Genomic DNA, 17,727 nt, shown 5'->3' with positions numbered 1-17,727 from the left:
AAGATTATGAAAATTAAATTAGTAGTATTATCAGTATTTGCTTTCTGTGCAATGTTCAATGCAGAAGCTCAAAAAATGAAAAAATTCGGAAGTTCTATCGAAAAAAAGATCGGACCTAAAACTATCAAAGTACCTTATACAGATGTAATCTCTTATGTAGGGTATGCAGCTCCAGGTAATGAAGACGCGGTAGAAGATGGCAAGAAATTCTATTACATTTATGTATGGGTACCAGCTGTAGCGCCAGAATTAGGTGTAAGAATGGTATCTCCAGTAGGAAAAAACAAAATTAAGAAAGCAATACAGTCTGCTGCTTATAAAGAAAATGCATCTTCTGAAGATTTCTTTGATACGTACATCACTCTAGAGCGTTCTACTATTTTTCAAAAAGAAAATGTTACAGAAGAAGGTGTAAAAAGCGCAACGTGGACTACGCTAGCTAGTAATGATGACAGTAGTGAAATGCCTAAGCAACCTAGTGGTAGCAGTTACAACTCTTTATTAAGATATAAGAGTGAAGTAGGTAGCCCGACTAAAGCTCTTACTGCAGGTTTATACCGTATCGGTTTTACAACTTACAAAAGAGGAGAAGTAAAAGGAACTTTTATAGCTGAGGTTGCAGCACCGGTAAAATTACCTGGTGTAGTAATGGCAAAAACTATTGCAGAGCTTAAAGAAGGACTTTAATAGTAAATTGACATTCGTATTTTAATAAAACACCTCTTTATGCAAATAAAGAGGTGTTTTTTATTTTATCAATATTCACTTTAAGATTTGGTTTTAATTCTATTACTTATTTGAATTCACAACAACAAAAAAAGACCAACTTATTAAGTTGGTCTTTTCTATTATCTGTACTGTTTTAAAAGTGCTTGTTAGGTATCCGCTTTCGCGAAAGCGGAATTAATATCCATCTATAACCCAAAGTTAATACCTACCACAAAAGCACCATAATTGCGACCACTAGTCATGCTGTAAACATAATCCACACGGAAAGGACGGAATTTACCAAAACCGATATTATCTATTCCTGCACTAGCCTCAAAATACGGTTTGCGGTCTGTAAATAGAGCTTTACCACTTAAAATGAGGTCGTAGTTTAAACGATTTAATCCTGGTACTTTACCTAGTACAAAACCTTTAAAATCGTGCTGTAAGTGTACTTGTGCATAGTCTCCATTTGTACTGTAGTCATAGTAGTTAAGCAAGCCAAAACCATAAGGATTAAGGGCTTGTAACTTATATCTTAATCGATTACCATTAAAGTGCTGGTAGTCTACAAAGGAAATGTCATCACCATCTAAGAAGGTACCACCATTAACCCAATAACTACTGCGACCTAAGTTGCCCATATCAAAACTTTGATAAATACTTGCTCTTAACTGGTGAAAGTTATAATCGCTATTACTAGCAGCTACAGCACCTTCATAATTTAGAGATATAGTAGGGTATTTTTCATTACGTATATTATACTTTTGATCAGGATAACTTTGGAATTTCTGACCTGGACGTATAGTTAGACCTAGACCTATTTTAACTAGTTCATGGTCATCTATAGTAGCCACTTGGTTATTATCTAACCCCAGCGGATTGTTACTCGTGTAATCCACATCACTTTGAGTAAACCATACCTGGTCTGTGGTGTTATTAAGTCCCTGACGTCTTTCATAATCCAGTCTACCACTTAAGAAAAAGCCATTTGCAATTTCTTCAGAATAACTAGCACCGGCATAGTCTACTTCATAAAACTTAGCATAGTTACGTTCAAATGCGAGACTAGAAATAGTGTTTTCTAGACCACTTATAGGGTTTGAATTATTGATTTGTCTTGCTTCTGTACCACCATAAACAGATAAGTTTCTTCTATTAGTTCTATTAAATCTGTAATTAGCTCGCGCTGTGTATCGCAATCTGTCATCAGATATTCCATAGTTGATATTACTAGTTACATAAAGACTGCGGTTATAGTCGTCATCATAACCTTTTGAGTAACTAAAACCGGTACCTACTACATATCCTTGGACTGTATTAAAACCTTTAAAACTACCTGGATTTAATAACCCATTATAGCTGAAACTCTCATTTTTCTTACTGTTTCTATAAGTGTAACCAGTTAATGGGTCTAGAATATGAAATTTATTATTCACTCTGTCCACGCTGTCTTTATACTTAGGGTCGTTGCGCACAGCAGCGATACTGTCTTTACGTACATAATTATTAGATTCTTCTACAGTAAGTGGTACAGGGCGTTTTTTACTCCAGTAAGTGCTATCTTTCTTATTTGCATCTAGTTCAAAGCTTAATACTTCTGGACCGAATGAATCTTTGTTAAAGTCAGGTTTAAAATTATAATTGGTATAATTTGCTATAAACCTACCATTACCTTTAAAACCCAAAAAGGCGAAAATAAAGTCAATACTTTGTGACCTTTTTACCCAGTCACCACTGCTAGGCTCATATGTAAAGTCTTGATTAAAAGTAAGATTCTCAATGACAGGTACGTTTATGTTCTCACCTAAAGTGGTCATTTCTAGACCATAAATAGTCCATTGATCTTCTACTATATAAATAATACCGTTAAAAGTGTTATCCTTAGGACGTTTAGAGATCACTTCTATTTTATTAATTAAGAATTTATTCTCGTCATAAAAAGTACCTAATAATTTATACTTGTAATACCCAAAAGCATAGTCGGCAATAGGGGATACGATACGGTTGTTAAGATTTATATTGTTGTTATAGAAATCAAAATTAGCTTCTTCGGCACTATTAGCACTGAAACCGTTATCATCTCCAGATATTTTACTAGCGATAATATGTTCCTTAAAATTATCTGGTGCTTCATAAGCTATTTCAGATACCGTTTCTGATAAGTAAACGACACCGCTGCGTGATAAAGAATCTAGCGATCCTTCTAGATCACCTACTTCTTGTCCCATAAATTTTTCTGGAACATCTTTCATACGCCATATTCCACGTGAGTAAAAATCTGCTTTATAACTTGAGAACTTTTTACGATTCATCTCTCTGTTCTTGATCGCTTCTCGTATCACACGGTCGGCAGGATTTTCATCTGAATTTACAATAACCGCATCAAGAGATGCCACCTCTTCTTCTAGAGATACATTTTGCACCTGGCCATTTTGAGTAAAAGAAATTTGAATAGTTTTAGGTCGATAACCCAGAGACTGATAGACGATCTCGTAGTCTTTAAAACCATCTAGTTTAAGTGTGTAATTACCATTCTGGTTAGTGGTAGTCCCTTTGTACGTTCCTTTTATATATATAGAAGCAAAGGCAATGGGATCTTCATTTGAGTCGGTTAATGTTCCTGTTAATTGTGCATGTGCATAAACAGAAAACAACATGCCGATAATAAAAGTAATCGTAGTTTTAATAATGTAATTCATCTTGGTGGTTTGTTAGTTGATTGCAAATAAACAACGGACTATAAAGTTATTGTGTTAATGACAATTATCTAATGTTAAGACGAAGAATTTTTAAAATAGTTGCCTGAGATTTGAAAAAGTATACAAATAGGTTGAAAAAAAAGTCAATTACATCACTGCAAACCCCTTGTTAAATTTGATAATTTTCCGTTCCCCAACCCTAAAGGGTGCGGAAAATAAAGTTGTATTTTTTTTAGAATAAAGAAATAGAAACCTACCCTTTAGGGCTAGGGAAAGGTTTCGGTAAAAATTACTTTTAGAAAAAGGGAAAGCTTTATACCACAGCAAGTTCTTTATAATTGCTAGTAATCAAACCATAAGATTGTAATCTAATCTTAGTCCAACCTTTCCCTTCAGCCGAAGGGAAAACAAGTTATGCAACGCAGTTGCAAACCAAAAAGGTTTGACGCGGTGTTTTTTTAATTAAGAAATTTTGATTTAAACGACCTCTTTATTTTTGAATAGAAACCTATCTATGTTTAAAGAGTCGTCTTTATAAAACCATGCTATAAAAACTAGTAATACCGCTCGTATAAAAACATTTTGTAAATCCCATATAGGAGATTGCATACCATGACCGAAAGAAACAATTAAAAGAATAAGAGCGATTACACCATAAGATAGCTTTCTGAAAAAGCCTAATACGAGTAGAATTCCTGTGAGAAACTCTCCATAAGAAGTAAAGTAAACTGTAAATTTCAACACAAAGTTGGGTAAGAAACTATCTTCAAAACTAGCAAAACCATTTTTGTATACATTATCAATTCCCCATGTAGCTATTTTACCTAATCCTTGCCAGAATAAAATAATACCTAATAACAAACGAGTAAAGAGTAGAATATAGGATTTCATAAAAGTAGTTTTATTAAAAACAAAAATAACTTTTAGTTATCATGAAATGTTCACGGTTTCTATTTTACCATCCCTGCAGACTTCTTATTTAATTCATGAATTTAACGCTTCTCAACCTTAAAGGATGCGGAAAATAAAGTTGTATTTTTTAGAATAAAGAAATAGAAACCTACCCTTTAGGGCTAGGGAAAGCTTTTATCGCAACAAATTTTAAATAATCAGAATGTAGCAATCCAATCTCAGTCCGGCCTTTCCCTTCAGCCGAAGAGAAAACAGATTATGCAACGCAGTTGGAAGTCAAAAGGGTTTGATACAGAGACAGTTGCTTAAAAAATAAATAAATAATAAATAGAACCATTATGTTCTAAATTCTTTTTTAATCTGATCCAGGCGTTTTTTATTATCACGATCCTTAAGAGTTTCTCTTTTGTCGTGTAATTTTTTACCTTTAGCTAGGGCGATATCTATTTTGGCTAGACCTTTTTGATTAACAAATAAGCGCAGCGGTACAATAGTGTTACCAGAGTTAGCAACGCCTTTTTCTAGTTTTTTTAATTCTTTACGGTTAAGAAGTAATTTACGTTCTTGTTTAGGCGCATGATTAAAATAAGTAGCATGAGAGTATTCTTGAACTGTCATATTAATAATAAACAATTCATTATTCTTGAACTCGCAAAAACCCTCGGCGATACTTGCTTTACCTAATCGTATAGCTTTTATCTCAGTTCCTGCTAGTACAATACCAGCGGTGTATTTATCAAGAATCTCGTATTCAAATCGCGCTTTACGATTCTTGATTTCTATTTTGTTCTTAAAATCCATAATTAAAGGACAAATATACCTTAATCCTTTAGGGATTCTCTTATATCTTTGTGAAATGAGAAAGATTTTTTTACTATTTATTTGCAGCGCAGCGATTCTTATTTCTTGCGATTCTAATACACCAGACCCTCGATCGATAATGATGGAAACCATGAAAGCTCATGGGACGGACCTTGCATCACAAGGGAAGCTAGATTTTACATTTAGAGGTATAGATTATTCTGTAAAAAGAGAAGGCGGTAATTATAATTATGAACGTCATCTAACGATAGGTGAGGACGCTATTCTAGATAGACTTAACAACAGTGGTTTTTACCGTTATAGCAATGATGCAAAGATTAATTTACCAGACTCTTTATCCCAGCGATACAGTGCGAGTCTTAACTCTGTTATATATTTTGCCCAGCTTCCTTATAGTCTAGATGGCGATGCTATTAACCTAAAATACATAGGACAAGACAGCATTAAAGGAAAGTCATATCATGAAATAGAAGTAACTTTTAATGAAGAAGGTGGTGGAGAAGATCATGAAGACGTTTTTGTTTACTGGATCAACCAGCAAGACCACCTTATCGATTATCTAGCGTATTCTTACTGTGAAGAAGAATGTGGTTATCGCTTTCGCGAAAGCGTAAACCGTAGAAACAAAAACGGTGTAATTATACAGGATTACAATAATTATAAATCGACAAAAATAGATCCTGAACTATTTAATATGGACGATCTTTTTGAGAAAGATCAATTGGAGTTGTTGAGTAAAATAGAACTAGAAAGAGCTAGTTTCAAAGCCAATAAATAACATTTCACTCCTTATAATAAATAAAAAAAGGCTCACATTCATGTGAGCCTTTTTTATGATATCCACCTTCTAAAGATAGAGTAGAGCACCGGTAAGAGTAGGGCAATCGATCTATATTAATTTAATGAAAGGAAATAATTTTTCACATCAGTAATGTGCTTTTTCTTATCGCTATCATTTAACCAGCTTGCCTCAAAGGCATTGATAGCCAGTTGTTGTAATTGATCCTTAGTTAAGTTTAAAGCCTTTGCTGTTTCATAATAATTCTCATTCATATAACCACCAAAGTAAGCAGGGTCGTCAGAATGTATGGTGGCTAGAATACCTTTATCTAGCATTTTTGCAACCGGATGATCCTCTAGTTTATCTATCACTTTAAGCTCTAGATTACTTAAAGGACACAAGGTAAGAGCCATGTTCTCTTTTAATAATCTGTCTACCAGTGCGTCATCACTTAAACATCTATTACCGTGGTCTATTCTTACTACATTAAGAACGTCTAGAGCTTCCCAGATATAGTCTGCTGGGCCTTCTTCTCCTGCATGAGCAACAAGTTTATAGCCTTGTGCTGCAGACGCCTTAAAGACCTCTTTAAATTTACTAGGAGGATTTCCTACCTCAGAAGAGTCCAGGCCTATACCATGAATCCAGTCTTTAAATGGTAAAGATTCTTCAAGAGTTTTAAATGCTTCTTCTTCTGTCATGTGCCTTAAATAGGACATGATTAATCGATAGGATATGTGTAATTCTTCCTTAGCTTTTTCTAGAGCTTTATAAATACCAGTAATAGCTACTTTAAAATCAACACCTCTTTCTGTATGCGTTTGTGGATCAAAAAATACCTCTACATGTACCACATTCTGACTGTGTACTTTAGTTAAATAAGCCCAAGTAAGGTCATAAAAATCTTCTTCCTTTAAAAGTACTTGAGCACCTGTGTAGTAGATGTCTAGAAATTCCTGCAGGTTATTAAATTTATAGGCTTTTTTTAAAGCATTTATAGATTCATAATTTAGAGTGATATTATTTCTTTTGGCTATTTGAAACATCAATTCAGGTTCAAAACTACCTTCTATATGTAAATGAAGTTCTGCCTTGGGAATTCCTTGAATGATGTTCATTAAGTCAGTTGATTCCATGTGGGTGTTTATTTATTAAGCGACATCGTTTTATATTTTTAGAAACTTCAAGCTTCATTTTAAAATATAAGGATGTGATTATTATTAGAAAAAGCAAAGTTAACGCATTAAAAAAGACCTATAGATTACCATAATGCTAATAAGTGATAGAGTTATTATGAATTCATATGGTGGTGGTTTTACAAATTTGATAAGGAGTTAATATCGTAATTAGAAATGCCTAATATTAAACGCCCCATGGCGTGTGAAAAGGCGTAAAAGACAAAGACGTAGTTCATAGCTATAAATGCAAAAAGCTCTAGATATCTAGAGCTTTTCTTTACTTAATTGTGAAAAAACATAACTAACTTAACTAAGTAATTTTATTTTAATAGTTCTACTATCTCGGTGTTGCCTTGCATTTGAGCATGTTTAAGAGCCGTATTCCCTCTATTATCTAGAATGGTCTTATCTGCATTATGAGTTAGTAAATATTTTACGATCTCTGTATGTCCAAAGGTGCTGGCATATATCAATGCTGTTGCATCGTTAAAATTTTGCTGATCAACATCCGCACCATTGTCGATAAGTAGTTTTGCGATTTCAAAACTTCCTTTAAAACAAACTCCCATTAATGCTGTATTACCTGATAGGTCTTTTGCATTAAGATTTGCTTTTTTGTTTACAAGAAAAGAAACAGTTTCTGTTTGATTATTATATGCAGAAAGTATTAATGGTGTAAAACCTTTACTGTCCACACTATTAATGGTATCGTTACTTACCTGATAAAGTGCTTCTAGATTTTTTATATCTCCATTTCTTGAGTACTCAAAAATGGACTGTGCGTTTAGGGTTGCAGTCATAATTAATAAGATTAATGTAATGATATGTTTCATAATAATTGAGATAAAAAAGAGGACGTTTTAATGCATCCTCTTTTTAAAATTTATTTTTAATTTCTAAAATCTTTTGCTGAGAAACCTAGAGCCTCAGCGACTCTTATACCGTAATTCCTGTCTGCTTTATAGAAAAAGGTAATCATCTTCATTTTAATAGCTCTATCAGTTACCTGACCTAAATCACCAGCTAAGTTTTTGATTAAATTATCTTGTTCTCCTTTTGATAGAGATCTATAAAAATCACCAGCTTGTGCAAAATCATTGGTCTTTGTAATTTTCTTTTGTGTAATAGTCACATCAGACAGCGTTGTTTCAGATTGCTTGTATTGAGTATCTTCTTTTAAATCTACCCTTGTACTAGGCTGGTAGTTTACATCAGGATTTTTAAACCTTTTATTACCATAACTACCCCAACTGTCAGAGTTGTAGTTGTTAGGTTCTTCTAGAGGTTTGTTAATCGTTAGTTGTTGGAAATTAGGACCTAATCTATGTCTTTGTGTATCAAAGTAAGAGAATAATCTACCTTGTAATAACTTATCTTCAGATGGTTCTACTCCAGGTATTAACGCTCCAGGCGAAAATGCAATACTCTCCACTTGCTCAAAATAGTTAATCGGATTCTGGTTTAATGTCATTGTCCCAATTTTGATTTTTTCAATTTTATCTGCAGGCCAGTCTTTTGTCGCGTCTAGTGGCCAGAAATCAAAGGAATGAAGATCTTTAGGCTCTATCATTTGAACATATAAATCCCATTGAGGGAAATTACCGTCTGCTATATCTTTACGTAAACTTACTGTGGCATGTTGCCAGTCTTTACCTTGTTGTGCAGATGCTTCTTCAACGGTTAGATTTTTTTCTCCTTGTTTAGAAACCCATGAATATTTTACATAAGTTACTTTTCCAGCTTTATTAATCCACTTATAACCATGTACACTACTTCCATTCATAAACTGGTAACCTTTAGGAATCCCTAAATCGGTATAAAGTCTTGTAAACATGTGTGTCGCTTCTGGAACATTTGAAAAGAAGTCAAAGATTCTATTAGGATCTTGCTTATTTGTAACTGGAGATGGTTTTAAAGAATGCACCATGTCTGGGAATTTAATGGCATCTCTGATAAAGAATATAGGTAGATTATTCCCTACGATATCATAATTACCTTGTTCTGTATAAAATTTTACAGCAAATCCACGTGGGTCTCTAGCCGTTTCTGGAGATCCTTTACCATGTATTACCGTAGAGAAACGTACGGCTAGATCTGTCTTTTTACCAGCATTAGAAAATAATACTGCTTTTGTATAATCAGACATATCTTTGGTTGCTTCAAAGTATCCTGATGCACCTGCACCTCTAGGGTGTACTACTCTTTCTGGTATGCGCTCTCTATCAAAGGCAGCTAGTTTTTCTACTAGATGTATATCTTCTAATAAAACAGGACCGTATTCCCCTACAGTTTTAGAGTTTTGATTATCTCCTACAGGAGCACCATTATTAGTAGTCATAGTGCTCTCGTTGCTGTTTTGTGCAGTTGCAAGCAAGCCTATGGAAATTGCGATTAAAGTAACTAGTTTTTTCATCTTTATTATTACGTTGTTAATTGAGGTGGCAAATATCTGAGCGTTTAACTTATTAATCAAATTAATAGTTTTTATATTTGTATTGATTAAATTAATAAAATGACTTTACAACAATTAGAATATGTAGTGGCTTTGGATACCTACAGGCATTTTGTAACAGCTGCAGATAAGTGTTTTGTTACTCAACCTACTATTACTATACAGGTTAAAAAATTAGAGGACGAGATAGGCTTTTCTATTTTTGATAAAAGAAAATCACCATTTCAACCTACAGAATTAGGTGTCATGTTTATTCAAAAATCCAAAGTTATACTGCGAGAAGTAGGTGACCTTAAAAATATGGTGACGACAGAGCTTAATAATATAGATGGTGTATATAGAATGGGAATTATACCTACCATATCTCCATACCTTATACCACTCATTTCAGGTTCTTTTTCAGATAAATATCCTAATGCTGTACTTAAAATTAAAGAAATGCAATCAGATGATATTATCGCTGCATTGCAAAAGAAAGAAATAGATTTAGGGATTTTAGTGACTCCATTAAACGAGCCGTCTATTAGGGAAATTAAAATGTATAATGAACCTTTTGTATTCTATGGACAGAATAGTGATAAACTCAAAAATAAATCAAGCATCACTGCAGGAGAAATTGAAAGTATAAAAAACGTCTGGTTATTAGAAAATGGGCATTGTTTTAGAAATCAGGTTTTAAACATATGTAATAACACAGATAATAATAAGAGCATAAAATTTCAGAGTGGTTCTATAGAGGCTTTAAAAAAAATGGTTGATAATTATGGCGGTTATACCTTAGTACCAGAAATGGCCATAAGTCCTAAAGATGCTGGTTGTAGCATTCCATTTGTAGAGCCTAAACCTATAAGAGAAGTAAGTATGGTGACACATCATTCTTTTTCTAAAGACATTTTAATTGAAGCACTGAGAGATGAAATACTAGAAAAAATACCTGCTGATTTTATCAAAAATAAAAACTTCATGAAGATCAATTGGAGATAAATCTTTAATTTAAAAATATATCGATAGAGTAGTGCTAGTAGATTTAAATTATGAAAGAAGAAAAGACCAAAAGAATTAAAACACCATGGCCTACTAGAATGGCTATGAATCAGGTGTATGAAAAGAATTTATGGGGTAATAACAGTTCTCCATTTTATTCTGGAGATGGTTCTCATGATTTACAGATTGTGACACCATACATTAATGCGGTAAGTTCTTTTTTTAAATCATTTGAAGAACCGATTACGGTATGCGATTTAGGTTGTGGCGATTTTAATATAGGAAAACAACTTCTTCCTTATGTAAAAAGATATGAAGCGGTAGATATAGTAGCAGATCTTATTGAATATAATAAAACCAATTTTAAACAGGATAATCTAGATTTTTACTGTCTAGACATTGCAGTAGATCCATTACCAGCAGCAAATTGCGTTATTATCAGGCAGGTTTTACAACACCTGTCTAACGACGAAGTCTCTTCCATCGTTAATAAATTACAAGACTATAAGTATGTTATCCTAACAGAACACTTACCGGAACAGGATTTTATAGCCAATAAAGACATCATTTCAGGACAAGGCATACGTCTTAAACAGCAAAGCGGTATTCAATTAACCGCTGCGCCATTTCATTTTAAGGTAAAGAAAGAAACTCTATTAATACGCACCACATTAGAACCAGGTAAAGGTGTAATAGTAACAAGGTTATATGAGGTGTTTTAGGATTTGTTTTTCTATGTTATTTACTGATTTAAAGCAACTCGTTCTTCTTTTGTTAAAAGTCTTGAGTGAATAAAAAACCGCAATCCTAGCGGTATTTCTAGTGAGAAACTTGCTCCACGACCTTCTGTAATGTCTACCGTTAAATGCGTGTGTTTCCAGTATTCAAATTGATCTTGATTCATATAAAAATTTACATCATTTAAAGTACCTAAGAGTACATCGCTATCATCCAGATACATATCTCCTTTTTCAAAAACCATAGGAGCAGACCCATCACAACAGCCACCACTTTGATGAAATATCAACTCGCCGTGTTTTTCCTTTAATTGTTCTAGAATCTTTGCAGCCTCTGGTGTTATTGCTATTCTTTCCATAATTGAAATGATTAAAAAAAAGGCTGGACTTTTCTTTATCCAGCCTTTTAAATTATTTAAAGTTTGTTTCTAAAAGAAGCCTAATTTATTCTTATCATAAGAGATAAGCATGTTTTTAGTCTGTCTGTAGTAATTCAACATCATCACATGATTTTCTCTACCGAAACCTGATTTCTTATAACCACCGAATGGTGCATGTGCAGGATAAGCATGATAACAGTTCACCCATACACGACCAGCTTTTATAGCTCTAGGTATTTGATACAGTTGGTGTGCATCACGAGTCCATACTCCAGCACCTAGACCATAAAGTGTATCGTTTGCTATTTCTATAGCCTCGGCTTCATCTTTAAATTTAGTCACACATAGTACAGGACCAAAGATCTCTTCTTGAAAAACACGCATCTTGTTATGTCCTTCTAGTATCGTAGGCTGTATGTAAAAACCGTTTGCTAGATTATCTTCTAGATGGTTAGCATCTCCACCGGTTAATACTTTGGCACCTTCTTCTTTACCTATTTTAAAGTAAGACTGTATTTTCTCATATTGATCTTTGGACGCCTGCGCACCTACTTGAGTAGAAAGTTCATATGGATTGCCTTGTATAATAGCATTAGTTCTATCTACCACACGTTCCATAAAAGCGTCATATATATCTTCTTGTACGAGTAATCTAGATGGGCAGGTACATACTTCACCTTTATTAAAAGCAAACAGTACAGCACCTTCTACAGCTTTATCTAGATAAGCATCGTCATGGTCCATAACAGAGTTAAAGAACACATTAGGAGACTTACCACCTAATTCCATAGTTACAGGATTTAAGTTCTTAGAAGCATACTGCATGATTAACTGTCCTGTTGTGGTTTCTCCTGTAAAAGCCACCTTATCTACCTTTGCACTAGAGGCTAGAGGTTTACCTGCTTCAGGACCAAAACCATGTACGATATTAATCACTCCTGGAGGGAAGACATCGGCTATTTTTTCCATTAATAATGTCGCACTAGATGGTGTTTGCTCTGCAGGTTTTAAGACCACGCAATTACCTGTTACTAGTGCTGGTGGTAATTTCCATGATAACATGAGTAAAGGGAAATTCCAGGGTATAATTTGTCCTATAACACCTAGAGGTTCTTTGATATTCATGGATAAGGTGTGCTGGTCCAGTTCAGACGCGCTTCCTTCTTCAGATCGTATACAGGCAGCAAAATAACGCCAGTGATCTATGGCAAGTGGTATATCTGCATTTAAGGTCTCACGTATAGGTTTACCATTATCACAAGTTTCTACTATCGCAAATTCTTCAAGATTTGCTTCTATGATATCGGCTACTTTATTTAATAGATTAGAACGCTCTGTGGCAGACGTGTTTCCCCAGGCTTCCTTTGCTGCATTTGCTGCATCTAGTGCTAGTTCTACATCTTCTTTTTGTGATCTAGGATATTGGGCTATAAGACTATTATCAATAGGAGAGGTGTTATCAAAATATTGTCCACCCAGCGGTGCGACAAATTTTCCATTGATAAAATTAGAATACTTTTCTTTAAACTTAGGTTTTGAATAACTCATTTGAATAGGTATTTAATTAGTAATAAGGTAATTTTTATACTTAAAGATTATGGTATCTTTAGTTTTGTTAAAGTTATTTTATCATATCCTAATTTTCTTGAACATATAGATCAAAATTTTGAACATATCTATTATTTAGCAATTCTTGTTCTAAAATTTTGTAATATTGAGTATGAAGCCCATTTTAAATCAACATAATAACGTTAGAAAAATCACTACTCTCGTAGAGAATAGAACGACGTATAATGCTGACTATGCAGAGCTTAATATATATGAAACCCATGCCTTTGCAGAGAAAGTATCGCTCACCTTTGATTTTCCTATAATAGCCAGCATGCTCACCGGTAAGAAAGTGATGCATCTTGAGGGTTTTGAATCCTTTGATTTTTTTCCAGGAGAGTCTGTAGTAATGCCTACACATAAAGAGATGGTCATAGATTTCCCTATAGCTACTAGCGATAACCCTACACAGTGCCTCGCACTAGGTATAGATGCTTTTAAGATCAATGAAGTAGTAGAAAAGTTCAATCAGCATGTGGCTATAGAAAATGAGAATAACAATTGGGACCTGGACCAGACTGCCTCTCATTTAATTAATAATACAGATGTAAATCACCTTATAGAACGCCTTACCTATACGTTTACTAATAACAATAAGTCTAAGGATGTGTTGCTAGATTTAATGATTCAAGAGTTGATAGTAAGACTGTTACAGACTAAGGCAAAGTCACTGATCATAAACGATCCACATCAAATTTTTAATGATACCAGAATAGGTACGGTTATCAAATTTATTAAGGATAACCTGACTAATAAGGACATAAACGTAGATCTACTTGCCAAAAAGGCCTACATGAGCACCTCTAATTTCCATAAACAGTTTAAGAATACACTGGGCATATCTCCCATAGATTACATCAATTCTGAGAAGATTAAATTCTCTAAGAAGCTCATTAAGAGTTCTGAAGATTTTAGAATGTCAGAGATTGCCTTTAAATCTGGATTTAATAACACGAGTTATTTTAATAGACAGTTTAAGAAAATGGAATTAATGACACCACAACAATTCAAGAAGTCTATTATTTCTTAATAGATAAAATTTACTTTTTCTACATGCTGTTGTCTCTAACATAGTCTTTATGTAGAGCGTTTTGAGAGAATGGTCTAGGTGCAAAGAGTAGCACGTGATTTTGTACTAGGTATGGAGTGTTTAAATGGTTAATGAGTTGGTTTTAATTCCGCTTTCGCGAAAGCGAGATAAACATCCATCTATTAATACTCTCAAAAAGTAACTAGACGACATTAAATATAAAATCGTGTAAATAATGAAATCCTATCACAATTAAAGCTATGACTACCATAACTGCAAGGCGTGTGATGAGGTGATGTGATTTTCCTGATAATTTTTTACGTAAATAAAAGAGGTCAAAAAGAATAAATAGAACTGCGATAATGCTGCCCATTATACTCGTGCTGACTATTAAAGCTGCCTCATATACCCAATTAAATATAGACAGAATTCCATCGTTATATTCAGGTTGTGGTCCTAGCATAATGCGCATGTGCAAAAAGCCTAGAAATAGTGCCACTAGATACCATAATAGGTAAATAAGAATTTGCTTAATAACGCGCATAGAGATAATAACTTACTGACTTAGGTGGATAACGGCATGGTTCTATATAATCGCCTGCACGATTGTTCTAGGTGCCATGAGTAGCAGTGTATAAAAGTAAGATATTTTGGTTTTAAAGTAGTTGTTATGAAGTGAGTCGTTTTAATGTGTATCTATTTTAAAGAACTTGTAACTAACTGGTGTGTTGTAGCAATGGGATATTCCTATAGGTGGTGATGAGGTAAAAGTAGCTTCATAACTTAAAATCATGGCGGTATGGTAGTACCTTTGACATTTATATCTATTCTATAATTGCATGTGGTTGGGTATAAAAATGATGTCTATAGATTTTCATATATAGATGTTGATATGAAGATTAAATTTGCGCTAAGAGACTCTAGTTTCTTTAAAGATATAAGGATGATTCAACTAGTAAAAACCTTTTTTGTATTTCTTATTTTAATGATGGTGGTTTCTTGTGGAAATACCACAAAATTAAAACCTGCCGACACACCGATTAGCTTAAGATTTATTGACGAATATGTATTGCCAGATACTACCATTTTTGAGAACACTAGAGTAGGAGGCTTATCAGGTATAGATTATGGAAATGGTGCCTGGTATGCTATAAGTGATGATACAGACCTGCCTAGATTTTATAAAATGGATATTTCTTATAATCACAAGGGTTTTAATTCTATAGCTCTCAATGAGCTTATAAAATTTAAGGATAGTCATGGAATAGTTATACCTAACGGGACAGTAGACCCAGAATCGATAAGGTATGATAACGGTAACTTTGTCTGGACCAGTGAGGGAAATATAAAGAAAGGTGTAAAACCCTTTGTACATATGGTAAATTCTAGCGGTAAGTTAGTAAAAGAGATACCACTAGCCAGTCGTTTTTTACCTAGTAACCAGGCAGGTTATGGACCGCACCACAATGGGGTTTTTGAAGGTGTGTCGTTGAGCCTAGATAAAAAAGGTTATTGGGTCGCTATGGAATTGCCTTTAAAAGAAGATGGAACAGAACCTACTGTAGAAGAAAATAATTCTCCTGTGAGAATAGCTTATATCAATAAGGAGACTGGACGCTTTGAGAAAGAAATAGTTTATGCTCTGGATAAAGTGGAGCGTCCTGCTATAAACGGTACTACATTTGAGATTAACGGTCTTGTAGAGCTTGTAGAATATGAGCTAAACAAATTCTTAGTTTTAGAACGATCTTATTCTATGGGATATAAGGATGGTGGTAATACGGTAAAAATATACCTGGTAGATGCGACTAATGCTACTGATGTAAGAGATATAAAAAGTTTAAAAGGCAGTAACTATACTGGTGTAACTAAGAAGTTGCTCTTTAATTTTGAAACCATAAGAGCTCAATTAACTAACGCTGTGGTCGATAATATAGAAGGAATTACCCTCGGGCCAGATTTTAAAAACGGCAACCGCTCTCTAGTCGTGGTAGCCGATAATAACTTCAGTCTTTATGGACCACAATTGAACCAATTCATTTTATTTGAAATAGAACAAAGTATCGCAAATTAATCTAGGCTTTCCTACAAAAAGGAGAAACTTATGGTAAACCAGAAATATGTTGATTATGCTTTTACAATAGCAAAATCAGGTTTCATATATGATGATGGATATAGAAGTGTTCTTGTTAGAAATGAAATTCACTTGTTTTTTAGAGCGGTTCTTTGTTGTAGTGTGTTTTTTCTCCAACTCTTTAATTTCAAATTCAATTTTAGAGCTCCAAGTATTACTCCCGAAAAAACTAATAGTACAGTCAGTTTGTAATATTCTTGATTTGAAAATGATTCCGTAATAATAATAACTGAAGCCAAAATACAAGCAATAGGAATAAAATAGGACATTAACATAATACCCTTGAAAGCAATATTTTGTACTGTTGAATTGACTTTAATCCAATTCAATTGTTTTAATGGTAAAATACTAATTAGGTGATAAAACATATGAAAACCAATATTCATAACTAAAACAATTCCGAATTTGTCTTGAATTAATAAGTTGTCAATCGGTGTTAAAACCAAAATGATACTTATTGCAATTAAAAAATATGCAATCAGTTTATAAAATTTATGTAATTTATTTATTGTCAAGGTTTTAATTAAGTTTTTTATTTTCTATTTCTGCAAATTTTTGTTTGTCAGTTGCGATAATATCTGTCAATTCGAATCGATTTTTATCTAAAACATTGAAGTCAACCAGGCTTAAATATAAGTCTACAACTTTTCGGTCAATCATTATCTTTCCGCCTCCAGCCCAATGTCGGTCAGTTCCGTTTTTCTTTATTCCTGAAATCCAATATTCATCTCCGTTTTCTATGTCATAGTAGTTTCCAGCGATTCCTTGTGCATTTGAGCTTTTAAGAGCTTTTCCATTAAAATACACAGTTCGACCAGATTTTGAGAATTCCGCTATTCCAATCCAAGCAGGTCCAGTATCTCCAAATCCACTTTTCAATTCGATATATTTTAATTCAGGTTTCATTAAGTTAAATATTTTGATGTCTTACCATTCCAACCACATTTTGAACAATTTTCGTTTTCAAATTCATGCTCACAATTTGGATAATCATATAGATGATGAGTGCAATCTGGGCATAAATCTGTCATTTTCGAACTATCTTTAAAGTATTCAGATTCACATTCTATACAAATATTTTTCTCTCTGTTCATTGGTTTCTCAAATGCACTAAAACAGCCAAAGGTATAATGCGAATGAGGCATTCCATTGGTATGCTGTTGCTTTGGTTAAGGTTGTAGATGTGAAAGTACAAAACTATTTTAGAATTCATGTGCCTCACAGGTCTTATAAACGATAGAGCAGGAGTAAGTTAATATTCCTGTATAATAGCAAAATCAGGTTTCATATATGATGATG

Annotated in this window: 16 protein-coding genes; 6 read left to right on the top strand and 10 right to left on the bottom strand. The window is 33.7% G+C overall.

Features of this window, described 5'->3' with window-relative positions; translation table 11 throughout:
- Positions 1-6: 6 nt before the first annotated feature.
- On the top strand, positions 7-687 hold the full coding sequence (locus ACJJVJ_RS04330; protein WP_405369273.1) for a Lipl32 family lipoprotein: 681 nt from the start codon (positions 7-9) through the stop codon (positions 685-687).
- 227 nt (positions 688-914) lie between these two features.
- Here ACJJVJ_RS04330 and ACJJVJ_RS04325 read toward each other — a convergent pair whose 3' ends face one another.
- From ACJJVJ_RS04325 to smpB, 3 genes are all read right to left on the bottom strand, one after another.
- Positions 915-3,410 carry a DUF5686 and carboxypeptidase regulatory-like domain-containing protein gene (locus tag ACJJVJ_RS04325; RefSeq protein ID WP_405369271.1) on the bottom strand — a complete coding sequence of 832 codons (2,496 nt, stop codon included), beginning with the start codon at positions 3,408-3,410 and terminating at the stop codon, positions 915-917.
- Between the two features lie 477 nt (positions 3,411-3,887).
- Positions 3,888-4,301, bottom strand: coding sequence for a DoxX family protein (locus ACJJVJ_RS04320; RefSeq protein WP_405369269.1), 414 nt, complete (start codon positions 4,299-4,301; stop codon positions 3,888-3,890).
- A gap of 357 nt (positions 4,302-4,658) precedes the next feature.
- Positions 4,659-5,123, bottom strand: coding sequence for an SsrA-binding protein SmpB (gene smpB / locus ACJJVJ_RS04315; RefSeq protein ID WP_104516734.1), 465 nt, complete (start codon positions 5,121-5,123; stop codon positions 4,659-4,661).
- A gap of 55 nt (positions 5,124-5,178) precedes the next feature.
- On the opposite strand from smpB, the gene ACJJVJ_RS04310 reads away from it, so the two are divergent.
- A complete protein-coding gene (locus ACJJVJ_RS04310) occupies positions 5,179-5,922 on the top strand; it encodes a DUF6503 family protein (protein WP_405369267.1) in 744 nt (247 codons plus the stop codon).
- A gap of 116 nt (positions 5,923-6,038) precedes the next feature.
- Here the strand turns inward: ACJJVJ_RS04310 and ACJJVJ_RS04305 are convergent, their stop codons facing one another.
- From ACJJVJ_RS04305 to ACJJVJ_RS04295, 3 genes are all read right to left on the bottom strand, one after another.
- Entirely contained in the window at positions 6,039-7,061 is a 1,023-nt protein-coding gene (locus tag ACJJVJ_RS04305) for an adenosine deaminase (RefSeq protein WP_405369265.1), read from the bottom strand.
- A 362-nt stretch (positions 7,062-7,423) separates the two neighbouring features.
- Positions 7,424-7,903: an ankyrin repeat domain-containing protein gene (locus ACJJVJ_RS04300; RefSeq protein ID WP_405369263.1), complete on the bottom strand. Its 480-nt coding sequence runs from the start codon at positions 7,901-7,903 to the stop codon at positions 7,424-7,426.
- An 89-nt stretch (positions 7,904-7,992) separates the two neighbouring features.
- A complete protein-coding gene (locus ACJJVJ_RS04295) occupies positions 7,993-9,516 on the bottom strand; it encodes a catalase (protein WP_405369261.1) in 1,524 nt (507 codons plus the stop codon).
- 99 nt (positions 9,517-9,615) lie between these two features.
- Here ACJJVJ_RS04295 and ACJJVJ_RS04290 point away from each other — a divergent pair, with 99 nt between their 5' ends.
- Together ACJJVJ_RS04290 and ACJJVJ_RS04285 are read left to right on the top strand one after the other, a co-directional pair.
- Positions 9,616-10,539 carry a LysR substrate-binding domain-containing protein gene (locus tag ACJJVJ_RS04290; RefSeq protein ID WP_405369259.1) on the top strand — a complete coding sequence of 308 codons (924 nt, stop codon included), beginning with the start codon at positions 9,616-9,618 and terminating at the stop codon, positions 10,537-10,539.
- A gap of 50 nt (positions 10,540-10,589) precedes the next feature.
- On the top strand, positions 10,590-11,261 hold the full coding sequence (locus ACJJVJ_RS04285; protein WP_405369258.1) for a methyltransferase domain-containing protein: 672 nt from the start codon (positions 10,590-10,592) through the stop codon (positions 11,259-11,261).
- A gap of 20 nt (positions 11,262-11,281) precedes the next feature.
- Here ACJJVJ_RS04285 and ACJJVJ_RS04280 read toward each other — a convergent pair whose 3' ends face one another.
- Together ACJJVJ_RS04280 and ACJJVJ_RS04275 are read right to left on the bottom strand one after the other, a co-directional pair.
- Complete coding sequence (locus ACJJVJ_RS04280; protein WP_405369256.1) at positions 11,282-11,635, bottom strand: DUF779 domain-containing protein; 354 nt, start codon at positions 11,633-11,635, stop codon at positions 11,282-11,284.
- A gap of 69 nt (positions 11,636-11,704) precedes the next feature.
- Positions 11,705-13,204, bottom strand: a complete 1,500-nt coding sequence (locus tag ACJJVJ_RS04275; protein WP_405369254.1) for an aldehyde dehydrogenase family protein — start codon at positions 13,202-13,204, stop codon at positions 11,705-11,707.
- A gap of 172 nt (positions 13,205-13,376) precedes the next feature.
- On the opposite strand from ACJJVJ_RS04275, the gene ACJJVJ_RS04270 reads away from it, so the two are divergent.
- Positions 13,377-14,294, top strand: coding sequence for an AraC family transcriptional regulator (locus ACJJVJ_RS04270; protein WP_104516724.1), 918 nt, complete (start codon positions 13,377-13,379; stop codon positions 14,292-14,294).
- Between the two features lie 202 nt (positions 14,295-14,496).
- Here ACJJVJ_RS04270 and ACJJVJ_RS04265 read toward each other — a convergent pair whose 3' ends face one another.
- Positions 14,497-14,838 carry a hypothetical protein gene (locus ACJJVJ_RS04265; protein ID WP_405369252.1) on the bottom strand — a complete coding sequence of 114 codons (342 nt, stop codon included), beginning with the start codon at positions 14,836-14,838 and terminating at the stop codon, positions 14,497-14,499.
- A gap of 348 nt (positions 14,839-15,186) precedes the next feature.
- Here ACJJVJ_RS04265 and ACJJVJ_RS04260 point away from each other — a divergent pair, with 348 nt between their 5' ends.
- Positions 15,187-16,368, top strand: a complete 1,182-nt coding sequence (locus ACJJVJ_RS04260) for an esterase-like activity of phytase family protein (protein ID WP_405369250.1) — start codon at positions 15,187-15,189, stop codon at positions 16,366-16,368.
- Between the two features lie 579 nt (positions 16,369-16,947).
- Here ACJJVJ_RS04260 and ACJJVJ_RS04255 read toward each other — a convergent pair.
- A complete protein-coding gene (locus tag ACJJVJ_RS04255; protein ID WP_405369248.1) occupies positions 16,948-17,334 on the bottom strand; it encodes a mannose-1-phosphate guanylyltransferase in 387 nt (128 codons plus the stop codon).
- Positions 17,335-17,727: the final 393 nt, after the last annotated feature.

This window comes from Nonlabens sp. Asnod2-A12 (genome assembly GCF_045063745.1).
GTDB classification, from domain to species: Bacteria; Bacteroidota; Bacteroidia; order Flavobacteriales; family Flavobacteriaceae; genus Nonlabens; species Nonlabens xylanidelens.
Note: the sequence above shows the minus strand (reverse complement) of the source record. Positions and strands in the feature narration are given on the sequence as shown.

Bases quoted from the DNA above. Each gene is read 5' to 3' on its own strand.
- ACJJVJ_RS04330 (WP_405369273.1), top strand. From the start codon at position 7: ATGAAAATTAAATTAGTAGTATTATCAGTATTTGCTTTCTGTGCAATG.
- ACJJVJ_RS04325 (WP_405369271.1), bottom strand. From the start codon at position 3,410: ATGAATTACATTATTAAAACTACGATTACTTTTATTATCGGCATGTTG.
- ACJJVJ_RS04320 (WP_405369269.1), bottom strand. From the start codon at position 4,301: ATGAAATCCTATATTCTACTCTTTACTCGTTTGTTATTAGGTATTATT.
- smpB (WP_104516734.1), bottom strand. From the start codon at position 5,123: ATGGATTTTAAGAACAAAATAGAAATCAAGAATCGTAAAGCGCGATTT.
- ACJJVJ_RS04310 (WP_405369267.1), top strand. From the start codon at position 5,179: ATGAGAAAGATTTTTTTACTATTTATTTGCAGCGCAGCGATTCTTATT.
- ACJJVJ_RS04305 (WP_405369265.1), bottom strand. From the start codon at position 7,061: ATGGAATCAACTGACTTAATGAACATCATTCAAGGAATTCCCAAGGCA.
- ACJJVJ_RS04300 (WP_405369263.1), bottom strand. From the start codon at position 7,903: ATGACTGCAACCCTAAACGCACAGTCCATTTTTGAGTACTCAAGAAAT.
- ACJJVJ_RS04295 (WP_405369261.1), bottom strand. From the start codon at position 9,516: ATGAAAAAACTAGTTACTTTAATCGCAATTTCCATAGGCTTGCTTGCA.
- ACJJVJ_RS04290 (WP_405369259.1), top strand. From the start codon at position 9,616: ATGACTTTACAACAATTAGAATATGTAGTGGCTTTGGATACCTACAGG.
- ACJJVJ_RS04285 (WP_405369258.1), top strand. From the start codon at position 10,590: ATGAAAGAAGAAAAGACCAAAAGAATTAAAACACCATGGCCTACTAGA.
- ACJJVJ_RS04280 (WP_405369256.1), bottom strand. From the start codon at position 11,635: ATGGAAAGAATAGCAATAACACCAGAGGCTGCAAAGATTCTAGAACAA.
- ACJJVJ_RS04275 (WP_405369254.1), bottom strand. From the start codon at position 13,204: ATGAGTTATTCAAAACCTAAGTTTAAAGAAAAGTATTCTAATTTTATC.
- ACJJVJ_RS04270 (WP_104516724.1), top strand. From the start codon at position 13,377: ATGAAGCCCATTTTAAATCAACATAATAACGTTAGAAAAATCACTACT.
- ACJJVJ_RS04265 (WP_405369252.1), bottom strand. From the start codon at position 14,838: ATGCGCGTTATTAAGCAAATTCTTATTTACCTATTATGGTATCTAGTG.
- ACJJVJ_RS04260 (WP_405369250.1), top strand. From the start codon at position 15,187: ATGAAGATTAAATTTGCGCTAAGAGACTCTAGTTTCTTTAAAGATATA.
- ACJJVJ_RS04255 (WP_405369248.1), bottom strand. From the start codon at position 17,334: ATGAAACCTGAATTAAAATATATCGAATTGAAAAGTGGATTTGGAGAT.